Below are 15,876 nucleotides of genomic sequence, written 5' to 3' on the forward strand. Positions count from 1 at the left end.
CTGATGAACACCCATCCTGCTTCGGTGCGCTGGCAACTCTGGATTGTCGCCTTTGGCTTTTTCATGCAAACGCTGGATACCACCATTGTGAATACCGCGCTGCCGTCAATGGCCGCCAGCCTCAATGAAAGCCCGCTGCGTATGCATTCCGTGATTGTCTCCTATGTGCTGACCGTCGCCGTCATGTTACCGGCCAGCGGCTGGCTGGCCGATCGCATCGGCGTTAAAAATATCCTCTTCTGCGCCATTCTGCTTTTTACGCTGGGCTCGTTGCTGTGCGCTCGTTCGCAAACACTGGATGCATTGCTGATCTCCCGCGTCGTTCAAGGCATCGGCGGCGCGATGATGGTGCCGGTGGGACGGCTGACCGTGATGAAAATTGTGCCGCGCGATCAGTATATGGCGGCCATGACCTTTGTGACCCTTCCCGGCCAGATCGGTCCGCTAATGGGACCAGCCCTCGGCGGCTTTCTGGTGGAATACGCCAGTTGGCACTGGATTTTTCTGATCAATCTGCCGGTGGGGATCGCCGGGGCGCTGGCGACCTGGCTCCTGATGCCGAATTACACCATGCAAACGCAGCGTTTTGATATGCGCGGCTTCCTGTGGCTCACGGTCGGGATGGCGACATTGACGCTGGCGCTGGATGGCAATCGCAGCCTGGGAATATCGCCGATCGCCATTTTTGCGTTGATCGCCATCGGGTTGATTTCCCTGCTGAGTTATTGGCTGCACGCCCGCAATAATCCCCTGGCCTTGTTTAATCTGCGACTTTTCAATACCCAGACCTTTTCCATCGGCTTGACCGGCGGGCTGCTGGCTCGCATCGGCAGCGCCATGCTGCCCTTTATGACGCCGTTATTCCTGCAAGTGGGGATGGGATTTTCCCCTTTTCATGCCGGGCTGATGATGATCCCGATGGTGCTCGGCAGCATGGGCGTCAAACGGGTGGTGGTGCAAGTCGTCAACCAGTTTGGTTATCGCCGGGTGCTGGTGGCATCGACTTTGCTGTTGGCGTTGGCGGCCTTGCTGTTTGCGCTGGTGGCGTTAATGCAATGGATGTGGCTGCTGCCGGTGGTGCTGATCTTCCTCGGCTGCATGAATTCGATCCGCTTTTCCTGCATGAACACGCTGACGCTGAAAGATCTGCCGGATCCTCTGACCAGCGGCGGCAATAGCCTGCTTTCCATGACCATGCAGATCGCTACCAGTCTGGGCGTCAGCGTGGCCGGGATCTTACTGGGGATATTTTCGCAACAACACTTCAGCATGGGCGCCGCCGAAACCCAAACCGTGTTCCTTTATACCTATCTCAGCATGGTGGTCATCATCGCGTTGCCAGCCTTGATTTTTAATCGTGTACCGCCGGATACCGTCAAACAATCGACGCTTTCCCGTCGGTCGTGAGGTTGCTATGAAATTTGGAATTACCGCCAAGCTATTCCTCGCCATTTTCGCCACCTGTATGTTGGTGTTGATCACCATGCACTGGGGCGTGCGCGTGAGTTTCGAACGTGGGTTTATTGATTACATCAAACGCGACAATGAACAACGCGTGGTTCAACTACGGGACGCGCTGGCGGAGCAATACCAGTCGCATGGAGACTGGTCGTTTCTGCGGAATAACGAACGTCTGGTGTTTAAAATACTGCATTCGATGGATCAGAATACTGAAGACAATGCCAACAAACGCATGCAAGGCTGGCGGGTACGCCTCTGGGTGCTGGATGCCGCCAAAAACACACTGTTTGGTTCGCAGGCCCCGCTCCCCAAAGAAGGCATGTGGCAACCAATTATAGTGCAAAATCAGCAAGTTGGATGGGTTGTCGCCTCCCCCGTCGAGCGACTGACCCGCAATGCCGATATCAACTTTGATAAACAGCAGCAGCGAACCAGTTGGTTGATTGTCGCCCTGTCGACACTGCTGGCGATCATTGTCACCTGGTTAACTTCACGCGGCCTGCTGGCGCCGGTAAAACGGCTGGTTAACGGCATACACCGTTTGGCCGCCGGTGATTTCAGCGCGCGCGTATCCGCCGCCACCCATGATGAACTTGGCCGTCTGGCGCAGGACTTTAATCAGCTTGCCAGCGCATTGGAAAAAAACGAACAGTCGCGCCGGGATTTCATGGCCGATGTTTCCCACGAATTGCGCACACCGCTGGCCGTGCTGCGTGGGGAACTGGAAGCCTTACAGGATGGCGTTCGTCAGCCTGACGCCTGTTCATTGAGTTCGCTTCAGGCGGAAGTGGCGACGTTAACCAAACTGGTGGACGATCTTCACCAACTCTCGTTGTCTGATCTGGGCGCGCTGGCCTATCGCCGGGTCACCGTGGATGTGGTGCAACTGCTGCATATCGCGGTTGCCGCATTCAGCGATCGCTATCAGAAAAAACGCATTGCACTGACGATGGACTTCCCGGCGCAAGCCACGGTTTTCGGCGACCCCGACCGCTTGAGCCAGTTGTTTAATAACCTGCTGGAAAACAGCCTGCGCTATAGCGACGAACAGGGGAAACTGGCGATACAGATTACGCTGCGACAGAAACGGCTATACATCCGTTGGCAGGACAGCGCCCCCGGCGTCAGCGACGAACAGCTTACGCTGATTTTTGAACGCTTTTACCGCGCGGAAAGCTCGCGCAATCGAGCCAGCGGGGGTTCCGGGCTGGGGCTGGCCATCTGCAATAATATCGTTGAGGCGCATGGCGGACGACTGTATGCTGAGCACTCTTCATGGGGCGGCCTGTTGATTACTGTCGAGCTTCCCCAGCATATAGCGGAATAATGCGTTACAACGAACCCGGTATGATGACAACTGAATCGGCTTGCGCTAGTCCTTTACCCGTATTGATCGTCGAAGACGAGCCAAAGCTTGGGCAACTCCTGGTCGATTATCTTCAGGCGGCGGGTTATCAAACCCATTGGATCACCAACGGCGACGACGTCGTTGAGTGGGTGCGACAAACCCCGCCCGCGCTGATCCTGCTGGATCTGATGCTGCCGGGCTGCGATGGCCTGACCCTTTGCCGCACCATCCGTCAATTTTCCAACGTGCCAATCATTATGGTGACCGCCCGCAGCGAGGAGATCGATCGCCTGCTTGGGCTGGAAATCGGCGCGGATGACTATATCTGTAAGCCCTTCAGCCCACGGGAAGTGGTGGTCAGAGTCAGAACGTTGCTGCGTCGTTGCGGCTGGCAAAGCGAACCCAGACAAGCGACAGGCAAAAACACGTTACGGATCGATAAAAGCGGCTTTCAGGCCAGCTACCTCGGGCAGAATCTTGATTTGACCCCGGCGGAATTCAGGCTGCTCAAAACGTTATCCACCGAACCGGGCAAAGTTTTTTCCCGGGAAGAATTGCTGGATAAACTCTATGACGACTATCGGGTCGTCACCGATCGCACCATTGACAGCCACATCAAAAACTTGCGCCGCAAGCTGGAACAGCTTGACGGGGAAACCTCATTTATTCGTACTGTTTATGGCATGGGTTATCGCTGGGAAGCGACGCCTGCGGAGTTGGTTTAATCTGACGCTTGCCGCGCACCACAAACAGCGGACGTAAGCGCGCTCGGATACAGTCAAAAAATCTGTCGGATTTATTTAAAAATTTATCATTTTTTCTTTATCTGTGGCTGTTAACCTTGCTGGACTGAAGTCATGAACAGCATACGAACAGATTGGGGATAAAACGATGTCAGGTTTAGTAGACGGTAAATGGGTAAACGGCGATGTGGCGGCCGAAGAAATAAAAAACGGCGCTTTCCATCGCGAGGAAACAAAATTCCGGCAAACCGAGATCGTGCCGGAATCCGGGCGTTACCAGCTTTTCGTCTCTTATCTCTGTCCGTGGGCATCGCGCACGCTGATTTTCCGCAAGCTGAAAGGGCTGGAAAACATCATTCAGCTTTCTATCGCCGAACCGCATATCGGCGATAACGGCTGGGAATTCACAACCCCGCAGGACGCTGGCGAACACGTCGCGCCGATCCGTTTTCTGCATCAGCTTTATAGCGCCAGCGAACCGCACTACACCGGGAAAGTTTCAGTTCCGGTCTTATGGGATAGGGTAGAAGGCCGGATAGTGAATAATGAGTCCGCTGACATTATCCGCATCTTGAACGATGCCTTTAACCACCTGACGGATAACCATCTGGATTTTTATCCGCCCGCTCTGCGTAGCGAGATCGATAGCTGGAATGAAACGATTTATCACAATGTGAACAACGGCGTATACAAAACGGGGTTTTCCAAAACGCAGGCGAGCTATGATCACGCGATCATCCCTTTGTTCAGCACCCTGGATAAACTGGAACAACATCTGACGACCCACCGCTATATCGCCGGCGATACCCTGACCGAAGCGGACTGGCGTTTGTTTGTTACCTTGATCCGTTTTGATGTCGCCTACCACGGCGCTTTCAAATGCAACCTGCGTCGTATCGAAGATTACCCACATTTGTCGAACTACCTGCGCGAGTTATATCAATGGCCGGGCGTTGCGGAAACGGTCAATATCGACCACATCAAAGCCGGTTACTATGGCATTGCCTGGCTCAATCCCACCCAGATTGTGCCGGCCGGCCCGGAAACGGATTTGTATCGTCCGCACAACCGGAATGCGCTGGGCGAATCCACTATCGCCAGCCGCTAATGGTTATCACGCCCGCAAAACGCCGTGACGGTTGCGGGCCATCACCGTTGATGTACATCAAACAATAAGCCTACTTTTCGTAGGCCGTCTGCTGCATTTGTTCCGCATTAGCGCTAGAATCCCCGCCTTTACTGTTCCCCTTGGGAATAGCCTGACTTGTAATCAGAATCGAGAGACATCCATGTTCAAACCGGAATTACTTTCTCCGGCCGGTACGCTGAAAAATATGCGCTACGCCTTTGCCTATGGCGCGGATGCGATTTATGCCGGTCAACCCCGTTACAGCCTGCGCGTGCGCAATAATGAATTCAACCACCAGACGTTGGCGCAAGCCATTGCCGAAGCGCATGATCTGGGCAAGAAATTCTATGTCGTCGTCAATATCGCTCCCCATAACGCCAAGCTGAAAACCTTCCTGCGCGACCTGCAACCGGTAATTGAGATGGGGCCGGATGCGTTGATCATGTCCGATCCGGGCCTGATTATGCTGGTCCGGGAAAACTTTCCGCAGATGCCGATCCATCTTTCCGTGCAAGCCAACGCCGTGAACTGGGCCACAGTGAAATTCTGGCAGCAAATGGGACTGAGCCGCGTAATTTTATCCCGCGAATTGTCGCTGGAAGAGATCGAGGAAATCCGCAAAAACGTGCCGGAGATGGAACTGGAAATCTTCGTGCACGGCGCCCTGTGTATGGCCTATTCCGGGCGTTGCCTGCTGTCTGGCTACATCAACAAGCGCGATCCCAATCAAGGCACCTGCACCAATGCTTGTCGCTGGGAATATAACGTACAGGAAGGGAAAGAGGATGACGTCGGCAATATCGTGCACCAGCACGAACCGATTGCGGTGAAAAACGTCGAACCGACGCTGGGTATCGGCGCGCCGACGGACAAAGTCTTTATGCTGGAAGAAAACCAGCGACCCGGCGAGTACATGAGCGCGTTCGAAGACGAGCACGGCACCTACATCATGAACTCCCGCGATTTACGCGCCATTCAGCACGTCGAACGTCTGACGCAAATGCAGGTGCATTCGCTGAAGATTGAAGGCCGCACCAAATCTTTCTACTACTGCGCCCGAACCGCGCAGGTGTACCGGCGTGCGATTGATGACGCCGTCGCGGGAAAACCCTTCGATCCGACGTTGCTGCAAACGCTGGAAGGTCTGGCTCACCGCGGCTATACCGAAGGCTTCCTGCGCCGCCATGTGCATGAGGATTATCAGAATTACGATTACGGTTATTCCGTCTCCGATCGTCAGCAATTCGTGGGGGAGTTTACCGGAGTTCGCCGCGACGGACTGGCGGAAGTCGCGGTAAAAAACAAATTCTCCTGCGGCGACAGTGTGGAAATGATGACGCCCAACGGCAACATTCAGTTCACCATTGAAGCCATGCAAAATGCTAAGGGACAGGCGGCGGATGTCGCGCCGGGTAACGGACACATCGTCTATTTGCCGGTTCCCGATGACATTACGCTGGATTATGCGTTACTTCTGCGTAATTTGCCCGGCACCACCACGCGCAATCCCAACGCTAAATAGCGCTAGCGCGCCGGGTTGTTGAGGATAATCTGTAGATGGCGTTCGGATAAAAAAACGGATATAACCACAGAAAGCAGGGTTTTGGATAAATATTAGAATCAGATCACATCAATTGCCGAGCCTTCTGGCTATTATTGCGTTGCTGAGAAAATTTAGAACGAAAAATAAGCGTAGTGATACTACTAGGAACCACCTCCTTGGCCCGCTCAATCTCCCTTGAGCGGGCTTTTTCTTTTGTCCTGCTTTGACGCTTCCCTCCCCCCGACACACTGATTCACAATTCACCGACTCTTCTGATATCTGTGTCGGTATTTCCTGACTATGCTTAGCTGGCTTAAACTTACCGCTTTCATCTGAACGCCTTGATATGGAGAATGCTATGGATAAACGCCCGGTTACCTTACTGATTCTGAATGGAAAAAGTGCTGGCAATGAGGAACTTCGCACAGCAATCAAGGCATTTCGTCAGGACGGTTATCATCTGGATGTCCGTGTAACCTGGGAATTTGGCGACGCACAACGCTATGTGGAAGAAGCCGTCCGTCTGAAAGCCGATAATGTGATTGCCGCCGGCGGCGATGGCACCATTAATGAAGTCGCCGCCGCGCTTGCCAGACAACCGGAAGGGAAACGGCCTTGCCTCGGTATTATTCCATTGGGAACCGCCAATGATTTCGCCGCCAGCAGCCAGATCCCCATTGAACTGGACCACGCGTTGATGCTGGCCATTAAAGGCCGGCCAACGGCGATCGATATGGCGAGAGTAAATGACGAGCACTATTTCATCAACATGGCGACCGGCGGATTCGCCACGCGGATCACCCGCGAAACGCCCGCTCGAATGAAATCGGCGTTAGGCGGCGCGTCTTATGTGCTGCATGCATTGTTGCGTATGGATATGCTGCAATCGGAACGCTGTGAAATCCGCGGCCCGGATTTTAGCTGGTCAGGCGATACACTGGTGATTGCCGTGGGAAATGGTCGTCAAGCGGGCGGCGGGCAGATGCTCTGCCCGGATGCGTTGATCAACGACGGATTCCTGGAGCTTAGCGTGCTTTCCGCACAGGAGTTGTTGCCCAATATGCTTCAGGCATGGTTCACCGGCAGTGAAAACCAGAACATGATCTCCGCAACCTTGCCCTGGCTGGAAATCACCGCGCCAGACGAGATGACATTCAATCTGGACGGTGAACCGCTCAAGGCAAAACGTTTCCACATCGAAGTGCTGCCCGCCGCTATTCGGTGTCGCCTGCCACCGCAATGCGCATTGCTTGGATAGCCGCTATTCCCGCTTCAGGCGGTTGCTATTGGCCAGATAAAGCGTAACGACCAGCACTAAAATAGCAGCCGCGTATACCAGTGTATCCCACGGGTTTTTGTGATCGACAATAATCAACCGGATAATCGCGGTGATGCCAATGTAAACAAAATAGCGCAACGGAAAGTGATAGCCGGACTGGAAATACTTAACGATCAGCGCAATAAACTCAAAGTAGAGAAAATAGATGACGATGCCTTCTATCAACTGATAGGAAGAATCCTTTTCGCTGCTAATCAATAGCACCTCGCCCAGATGTATTGTTTCCTTCACCAAAAAAATCACCAATATCAGCGCCAGCGCCAAAAGCCCGATATTCAGTACTGTTTGCAGCACTTTTGCAGCCAGAGCACTGCGAGCCGAACCTGCCATATCCATTTCCTCACGTCATACCACTAACTCATTAAAGGCAAGTTGCACTTATTTCGCTTGCTTGTCTGGCAAGGGTGTCCTCCGGTTGTGTCAACAGAAGGACGGCCCGATGACACCCGCCATCGGACAACCTGCATGTCCTGAAAATTACCGGGCGCCATTGCCAATGTCTATGCGTTTTGGCTGTTAATTTAATTGATTTACGCTAGCCGGCAATCACCACCAGCGATGAAAGTGATGTACCGGCCCGATGCCCTGCCCGACTTCCAGCGAATCAGCCTGTTGCAACGCCTGTTGCAGATACGCTTTGGCTTCCCTCACCGTATCGGCCCAGGACGTATGCCGTGGCCGCAATGCGGCAAGCGCGGCGGAAAGTGTACACCCGGTGCCGTGCGTATGTCGGGTATTCACCCGCGCGGAAGTAAAACGCAGAGGTGGCGCATGTTGGCTGAACAACCAGTCCGGGCTTTCCTCTTCACTCAGGTGACCTCCTTTCATCAATACCGCCCGACATCCCATCGCCAGCAATGCTTCGCCTTGTTCAATCATCTCCTGCTCGCTGGCGGCAGGCGAACAGTCAAGCAAGGCGGCGGCCTCCGGCAAGTTAGGCGTAATCAATGACACTTGCGGCAGCAGTAACTGGCGCAGCGACGCCACCGCCTCGCACGAAAGCAGCGGATCGCCGCTTTTCGCCAGCATCACCGTATCCAGCACCACGTATGGCGGTTGGTAATGACGCAGGCGTTCGGTGACAACTTCGACAATATCCGCTTGCGCCAGCATGCCGATTTTGACGCTATCGATGCGGACATCGCTCAGCACCGAGTCCAGTTGCGCGGCGACAAAACCGGGTTCAATCCGATAGACCGACTGTACGCCTCGCGTGTTCTGCGCCACCAGCGCGGTAATAACCGTCGCGCCATAAGCGCCCAACGCGGAAAAAGTTTTTAAATCAGCCTGAATGCCCGCGCCGCCGCTGGGATCGGTGCCAGCGATGGTGAGCGCGTTAATCCGTTTCATGCCAGATCCTCCGCCCGCAGTCCGTAAAGCCGGTCGAGAAATGCCGGGATAAAACTGCCCGGCCCCTGCGCCTGTGACGCCGCCTGAAACCCCGCCAGCGACATGACATAACAAGCCGTCGCCACATGTTGCAACCGATCGCCGTCCAGCGCGCAAAATCCCGCCACCACAGCAGATAAGGCACAGCCGGTTCCGACGACGCGAGTCATGATTTTATCGCCGCCGTTAATCGAGAAATCTCTTTCGCCATCAGTAACATAATCAACTTCGCCCGTCACCGCGACAATCGTTGACAGACGACGCGCCAGATCGCGGGCGGCGGACAGCGCACTTAACGAGTCGTCGGTACTGTCCACGCCCCGCCCCCGTGCATCCAGACCGGATAGCGCCATGATCTCCGAAGCGTTTGCGCGAATCGCGGCCGGTTTCAAGGCCAACAGTTCATGAGCGAATTCCGTGCGCAACGTCAGTCCGCCGACGGCAACAGGATCAAGCGCCCACGGCGTTCCTGCCTGATTCGCGCTGCAAACCGCCGCCCACATAGCTTGCGCCCGCGCCCGCTCCAGCGTTCCCACATTAATCAACAATGCATCCGCCTGCGCACTGAACTGGGCGGCTTCACCAGGATCGACCACCATCGCAGGCGAGGCTTTTAACGCCAGCAGGACGTTCGCGGTAAACGACTGCACCACATCGTTGGTCAGACAGTGCACCAATGGCGAAAGCGCATGAAATTGTGTCAGAGAGGCTGCCGCGGCAGCGGCGGGTAAAGAGACAGGTCGAGTATTCATCATTCTCCCAACCGGCGATCAAGAAGGCGGTAACCGGTTGGTATACCGTGACTTCCCTCCGCTGGCATTATCCAGTTCAGGTAATACGGGTATTTCTCAGCCCTTACGGACACCCCGAGTCATTGATAAATCATTGTCATACAAGAATAGAGCCGCCATCAGCGCGACTCATACAGATAAAAAGGTATATAAGCGCGCAATGAACAGCAATCGCAAACTGTTAACTGCTCTTGAAATGACCTGAATACCTTGCGCCTTTTTCATCACCATTTCACCAGGTGTAGCGCATTGTGGTCGATATTATGTTGTTTATTACTACGCAAATTATAAGTCTAATGAGGAAATTATAAGAACCTTTGCCTATACTGATCATCTTTCGAGTGGTTGCGCGTACTGGCGGCATCTCGAAATTTATTGGTATGTATGTCACCTAAAAGTATCAACTTTCGGCAACTTTCGTCCATCGCGTTGTACAGGCGGAACACTTGCTGGAGTTCATGCAAGCATCATACTTTTGTACATCTTATTTTCAGGAGGTTTACAGTGGGATATGCAACAACCAACCCGTATACGGGCGAAGTCATTAAAACGTTCCCAGACGCTACTGACGCTCAAGTCACTGATGCCATCGCGAAAGCACATAATACCTTTCTGAAATGGAAAGAGGAATCGTTCTCAACGCGCGGCGCGATATTGCAAAAAGCGGCCGATCTGTTGCGTCAGAATCAGGAAGAGTTCGCACGTTTGCTGACGCTTGAAATGGGAAAACTGATTGGCGAAGCGCGTGCGGAAGTCGAATTGTCAGCCCAAATCTTCGAGTATTACGTGCACAATGCGGAACGTTTACTGGAACCTGAAACGCTCCCGGTCGCCAACCCGCAAGAAGCGACGGCGCAGGTGGTTCATGAACCCCTGGGCGTACTGCTGGCTATCGAACCCTGGAACTTCCCGTATTATCAGATTGCCCGCATTATTGCGCCGCAACTTTCCGCGGGTAATACCATGCTCCTGAAACACGCATCAAACGTTCCGCAAAGCGCCGCCCGTTTTGAACAACTGATGAAAGATGCAGGCTTGCCGGATGGCGCATTCACCAACCTGTACGCCAACCGCAATCATATCGAGATGATTCTGAACGATCCGCGGGTGCAGGGCGTCGCGTTAACCGGTTCGGAAGGCGCTGGGGCAACGGTGGCGCAGCAGGCCGCGAAAGCACTGAAGAAATCGACGCTGGAATTAGGCGGCGCCGATGCGTTTGTCGTTCTGGCTGACGCCGATTTGGAAAAAACGGCTAAATGGGCAGTGTTTGGCCGTCACTGGAACGGCGGTCAGGTTTGCGTCTCCTCCAAACGCATGATCATCGTTGACGAGGTATATGACGAATTTCTTGAGCGTTATACACAGGGCGTTGCCGCACTGCGCGCTGGCGACCCTTTCGATGAAAACACCACTCTCGCCCCGCTTTCTTCGCAGGATGCCGTTGAAGAAGTGAAAGAAAAAATCCAGTTAGCCGTTTCTCACGGCGCGGTGGCGGTGGAAGTCGGCCCGCAAGTGCCGCAGCAAGGCGCTTTCGTTCAACCGACGATCCTGACGGATGTCACCCCCGATAACCCGGCTTACCATATGGAGTTTTTCGGCCCGGTTTCCATGATCTTCCGCGCTAAAGATGAAGATGACGCGGTATTCATTGCCAACGACTCGCCTTTCGGCCTTGGTGGTTCCGTATTCACACGCGATACGGCGCATGGTGCTGAGGTCGCGAAACGCATCTCAACGGGCATGGTGTACGTCAACCACCCGACGCGGGTGAAAGCCGACCTGCCCTTCGGCGGCGTTCGTCGTTCCGGCTATGGACGTGAACTCATCGGATTAGGCATCAAAGAGTTTGTTAATCACAAATTGATTTCTGTTGTCGATATTGATGCTGAGTTTTAAGGACGCGACACGATGAGCACGATTAAACTGTTAGGTATTGCAGGCAGCCTGCGCAAAGCCTCCACCAACCGTGGGCTGCTGCGCGCAGCCCAATCGGTGCTGCCGCCGGGCGTGTCGCTGGAAATCGCCGAGCTCCTGGATGTGCCGTTTTACAATGCCGACCTTACCGACATACCTGAATCGGTACAACGTATTGCTCGTCAGGCGCAAGATGCCGATGGCTTCGTCTTCGCCAGTACGGAGTACAACTACTCCATGGCACCGGCTCTGAAGAACATTCTTGACTGGTTTTCCCGTCTTCCTGATATCAATGTGCTGGACAACAAACCAGCCGCCCTGATGGGAGCCGGCGGCGGAATGGGGACGTCCCGCGCGCAATATCACCTGCGTCAAACCTGTGTCTACTTGAACATTCATCCGCTCAACAAGCCGGAAGTGTTCTCGAATGCGTTTGCCGGCGGTTTTGATGAGCATGGTAATCTGCAAGACGAAAAAATCCTTGGCTTGATTACGGAACAAATGAAGACACTCGCTGACGTCATCGCACGGCAAAAGTCGTTCTTTATTGACGCACGTAATTGATTGCAAATACCGTCCGCCAGCGCTCGTTATGGCTGGAGGACGGTATTCTTTCGCTGTTACCCCCCGCCAATGCGACTCAAGTCAGCGGACATCAGTTTGTCAGTACGAGATGATCAGCTTTCATTCTTTTCTGTCTTCTCTTGCGCATTATTGTCATAACCGAGTCGGCCAATAAACGGCAAGCGCAACGCCGGAGGATTGACATCCACCCCCAGATTGACGCCCAGAATATTAGCCTCAATGCCTTCTTCCACGCCCACGGTCATGCCGAGCACCCCTAACAGCGATATCTGTAGCCCCAGGCCAGACGGCGGTAAACCAATCGGACGCGTTAACGGTCGGTAATCTTTACCGATGGCGTTGGCGGGCAAGTCCAGCTTCAATTGCGGTACTTCTCTGCCGATATGCGCGATAAAGGTATTGCTATTCGGCCCCGGCCAGGCCCGATAGGTTCGCGGCCAGGGATAACTTTTAATCGCGGCTTCGATTTGCGGGATCATGGCTTGCGCCTGCGCGCCGCGATGTTCCGCCAGAAGCTTTGGCGCCGCGCCGTACCAGAATCCATCAGGAAGCGAGCGATTAAGACGCACCACGTCATCGCTGCCCCAACGGACCACCTCGTAACGGCGATATTGCGTTTCCCCGGCGTTCTTGAAAATAATCCACGGATGAACCGCGACCAGACCGCGCCAGCCGTAGGTTGGCGCGGCATAAACCTGAACGATGGCGATACTGCGCGACCGCACCGGATCCGGCGCGATCCCGGCTGAATCGCGCCGTGACGACGACCAGCCCTGACCACTAAATGTCTCTCCATTACGGGTTGAATGCGCCCAACTCTGCCAGAACGACAAAAGCAACACACAGAGAAAACCAAGACTCAGCATTTTGAAGTACGTCATAGGCCAACTAATCCACTGAAAGGACATTTAAAATGAACATTCACGACATCAAATGCGCTGATCAACCGTCGCCGCAAGAAAAATCGGGCTGTCATGCACACAGGCTTGCATGTCGAAAATGGAATGCGTTATCATCCGCATCGGCTATCTACTTTTACATCTTTTTGATTTTTCGTTCACTGAATATTCAGTGTGATTTCTCTTGTCCGCTCGATTGCCAGCGCTGGTTGATAAGCGGAACAGTGATGTAAAAGGCCATTTCCATGTCATTTTCCTCCCTTCGTAATTTTTGCATTATCGCCCATATCGACCACGGCAAATCCACGCTTGCCGATCGTTTTATTGAGCTAACCTCTACCGTGGCCCAGCGAAACATGCGGGAACTGCTGCTCGACTCAATGGATATTGAGCGTGAACGCGGTATCACCATCAAGCTGCAAACGGTACGCATGCGCTATCAGAGCGATGAGGGCCGCCAGTATCAATTCAATCTGGTGGATACGCCGGGACACGTTGATTTTTCCGCGGAAGTTTCACGCAGCCTGGCCGCCTGCGAAGGCGCGATACTGCTGATTGACGCCACGCAAGGCGTTCAAGCCCAGACCATTGCCAATCTCAATCTGGCGCGACAACATGGGCTGACCATACTGCCGGTCCTGAACAAAATTGATAGTCCGCAAGCCGATATCGATAACGTGATGCAGCAACTGGCTGACATTCCCGCACTGGATATCAGCACGGTATTGCCGGTATCGGCAAAAACCGGAGAAGGCGTAGCCGCCGTGCTCGCGTTTGTCGCCCGGCATTTCCCCTCCCCGCGCGGCGAATCGCACGCCCCGCTCAGGGCGTTGGTATTTGACTCCCATTACGATCCTTATCACGGCGCCATCATGCATGTGCGTATTGTGGACGGCAGCATCAACATCGGCGATGCCCTCTGTTTCATGTCATCCGGTTTTCGCTTTGAGGTCACTGAAACCGGGGCTTTCCTGCCTGAGCGTCAGCCGTGTAAAAAACTGGATACGGGCGAAGTGGGCTATATCGCCGCCGGGATTAAAGATGCGGGAGCGATCCGGGTTGGCGATACCCTGACGCTGGCGGCAAATCCCGCAACCGAAGCGGTTTCCCGCTATCAGGAGATGAAACCGATGGTGTTTTCCGGCCTCTATCCTGATGCCGATGATGATCTGAAAGGATTGCGCAACGCCATGGATAAACTGTCGCTTAATGATGCGGCGCTGCATATTGAACCGGAAGTCTCCGCATCGCTGGGCGCGGGCTTCCGCTGTGGTTTTCTGGGTATGCTGCACATGGATATTGTCCGCGAGCGCCTGAAACGAGAATACGGCATCTCTGTGATTGCCACCGCGCCGAGCGTTGAATATCGCGTCTGGTTACATAACGGTCAATGCCTGAGCGTCGATAATCCAGCTCATTTTCCGGGTGAAGACGTGCTGAATTACGTCGAAGAGCCTTATGTCGTCGGCACCATTCACACGCCGGATACTTATGTGGGCGCAATGATGGAGTTTTGTGCCTCCCGGCGCGGCGAGTTTGTGGATATGCATTATCTGGACGGCGGCGCCGTGCGTTTGACCTGGGAGATCCCGCTTAATGAGATGGTTTTCGGCTTTTTTGATACGCTGAAATCCCTCACCCAGGGCTACGCCACGCTTGATTACGAATTTTCAGGCTATCGCCGCTCCGATCTGGTGCGCTGCGATATTTATCTCGATAACCAACTGGTGGACGCCTTTTCTTTTATTATCGCCCGACAAAAAGCCTGGGCGCGGGCGTCCGAAATCGTGAAAACGCTTAAGTACGTCATCCCACGCAAGCTGTATCCGGTGCCGGTACAGGCAAAAGTGGAAAACCGCTTTATCGCGCGGGAAGATATTCCGCCGTTGCGGAAAACCGCGCTGGCGCAAGGATTTCAGGGCAGCGTATCGCAGAAAAAACGTCTCATCCGTAAGCAACGCGAAAATAAGAAACACAATATCGGATTTTCAAAACGGGAAATCCCTCGTGAGGCGTTCATGGCGATTTTAGCGATTGACGGGTGATTATTTATCGTACACTTGCACCTGGAATTATCATGGGTATATTTAAAGCAATTTTCAGTCAATATCGATCGATAAAAGAGGGATTTATGATTAAGGGTGATAACCGTTTATCTCGTTATTTTCAGTATTTAATTAAACCTCATATTTTATGCTGGGCTGTCTTTTCTTTTTGGGCATTAACCGCCCAGGCCGGCGAAAACGAGAAAATAACGCAACTGATTGATCAGCGTTTGGATTATATGAAAGATGTCGCTGGGTATAAGGCTGAAAATCATTTACCCGTAGAGGATCTGCCCCAGGAGCGTAAGGTGATTGAAAAATCATTGGCTGAGGCAGAATCTTTGGGTCTGGAAGGGGAATCCGTCAAGAACTTTATGATTGCACAAATCAGCGTGGCCAAAGCCATTCAATATCGCTATCGCGCCGACTGGCTATCCGTGCCGGAGCAACACTGGAAACCGCGCGATTTGGCGGATATCCGGCAACAAATTAGCGCGCTGAGTGACGCCACTATCCGGCAAATCGCCGATGAGCTAAAAAACAAACGCGGCGTTAAGGTCGATTACTGTTCATCTATCCAGACAATACAACGACATAACCTGAAAACGTCCGATAAAGAAATGCTTTGTTTGGCATTAAATCAGATCAAACTGAAGTAGTGTAGACAGCAGAGACTGCCCTCCCGCCGCG

14 protein-coding genes and 1 riboswitch are annotated in these 15,876 nt (G+C 53.6%); of the genes, 10 read left to right on the top strand and 4 right to left on the bottom strand.

Features of this window, described 5'->3' with window-relative positions:
- Positions 1–3 precede the first annotated feature (3 nt).
- The 6 genes from mdtD (at position 4) to yegS (ending at position 7,482) form a co-directional block, all read left to right on the top strand.
- Positions 4–1,407 (top strand): multidrug transporter subunit MdtD, encoded by a 1,404-nt coding sequence (gene mdtD, locus NC856_RS14345; RefSeq protein WP_264091121.1) that lies wholly within the window; start codon positions 4–6, stop codon positions 1,405–1,407.
- 7 nt (positions 1,408–1,414) lie between these two features.
- Entirely contained in the window at positions 1,415–2,788 is a 1,374-nt protein-coding gene (gene baeS, locus NC856_RS14350; RefSeq protein ID WP_264091122.1) for an envelope stress sensor histidine kinase BaeS, read from the top strand.
- Between the two features lie 23 nt (positions 2,789–2,811).
- Entirely contained in the window at positions 2,812–3,534 is a 723-nt protein-coding gene (baeR, locus tag NC856_RS14355) for an envelope stress response regulator BaeR (RefSeq protein ID WP_264091189.1), read from the top strand.
- A gap of 166 nt (positions 3,535–3,700) precedes the next feature.
- Positions 3,701–4,660: a glutathione S-transferase family protein gene (locus NC856_RS14360; protein ID WP_264091123.1), complete on the top strand. Its 960-nt coding sequence runs from the start codon at positions 3,701–3,703 to the stop codon at positions 4,658–4,660.
- A gap of 181 nt (positions 4,661–4,841) precedes the next feature.
- Positions 4,842–6,203, top strand: a complete 1,362-nt coding sequence (gene trhP / locus NC856_RS14365) for a prephenate-dependent tRNA uridine(34) hydroxylase TrhP (protein ID WP_264091124.1) — start codon at positions 4,842–4,844, stop codon at positions 6,201–6,203.
- Positions 6,204–6,582: 379 nt separating this feature from the next.
- A complete protein-coding gene (gene yegS / locus NC856_RS14370; protein ID WP_264091125.1) occupies positions 6,583–7,482 on the top strand; it encodes a lipid kinase YegS in 900 nt (299 codons plus the stop codon).
- A 3-nt stretch (positions 7,483–7,485) separates the two neighbouring features.
- On the opposite strand, the gene psiE is transcribed toward yegS, so the two are convergent.
- The 3 genes from psiE to thiM form a co-directional block, all read right to left on the bottom strand.
- Entirely contained in the window at positions 7,486–7,893 is a 408-nt protein-coding gene (psiE, locus tag NC856_RS14375; RefSeq protein ID WP_264091126.1) for a phosphate-starvation-inducible protein PsiE, read from the bottom strand.
- Between the two features lie 216 nt (positions 7,894–8,109).
- Positions 8,110–8,913, bottom strand: a complete 804-nt coding sequence (gene thiD, locus NC856_RS14380; protein ID WP_264091127.1) for a bifunctional hydroxymethylpyrimidine kinase/phosphomethylpyrimidine kinase — start codon at positions 8,911–8,913, stop codon at positions 8,110–8,112.
- Positions 8,910–9,704, bottom strand: a complete 795-nt coding sequence (gene thiM / locus NC856_RS14385) for a hydroxyethylthiazole kinase (protein ID WP_264091128.1) — start codon at positions 9,702–9,704, stop codon at positions 8,910–8,912. The genes thiD and thiM overlap by 4 nt, the downstream gene beginning before the upstream one ends.
- 36 nt (positions 9,705–9,740) lie before the next feature.
- Positions 9,741–9,831, bottom strand: a riboswitch (TPP riboswitch).
- A gap of 416 nt (positions 9,832–10,247) precedes the next feature.
- On the opposite strand from thiM, the gene NC856_RS14390 reads away from it, so the two are divergent.
- Complete coding sequence (locus tag NC856_RS14390) at positions 10,248–11,639, top strand: NAD-dependent succinate-semialdehyde dehydrogenase (protein WP_264091129.1); 1,392 nt, start codon at positions 10,248–10,250, stop codon at positions 11,637–11,639.
- Between the two features lie 12 nt (positions 11,640–11,651).
- On the top strand, positions 11,652–12,221 hold the full coding sequence (locus tag NC856_RS14395) for an NADPH-dependent FMN reductase (protein WP_264091130.1): 570 nt from the start codon (positions 11,652–11,654) through the stop codon (positions 12,219–12,221).
- Positions 12,222–12,334: 113 nt separating this feature from the next.
- Here the strand turns inward: NC856_RS14395 and NC856_RS14400 are convergent, their stop codons facing one another.
- The gene (locus NC856_RS14400) at positions 12,335–13,123 is read right to left on the bottom strand and encodes a DUF3750 domain-containing protein (RefSeq protein ID WP_264091131.1); all 789 of its coding nucleotides are present in this window, start codon (positions 13,121–13,123) and stop codon (positions 12,335–12,337) included.
- A 263-nt stretch (positions 13,124–13,386) separates the two neighbouring features.
- Between NC856_RS14400 and lepA the strand changes: the two genes are divergently transcribed.
- The gene (gene lepA / locus NC856_RS14405; protein WP_264091132.1) at positions 13,387–15,186 is read left to right on the top strand and encodes a translation elongation factor 4; all 1,800 of its coding nucleotides are present in this window, start codon (positions 13,387–13,389) and stop codon (positions 15,184–15,186) included.
- A complete protein-coding gene (locus tag NC856_RS14410) occupies positions 15,183–15,845 on the top strand; it encodes a chorismate mutase (protein WP_264091133.1) in 663 nt (220 codons plus the stop codon). Before lepA ends, NC856_RS14410 begins: the two co-directional genes overlap by 4 nt.
- Positions 15,846–15,876 lie beyond the last annotated feature (31 nt).

This window comes from Brenneria izbisi, assembly GCF_025840185.1.
Taxonomy (GTDB): domain Bacteria; phylum Pseudomonadota; class Gammaproteobacteria; order Enterobacterales; family Enterobacteriaceae; genus Brenneria; species Brenneria izbisi.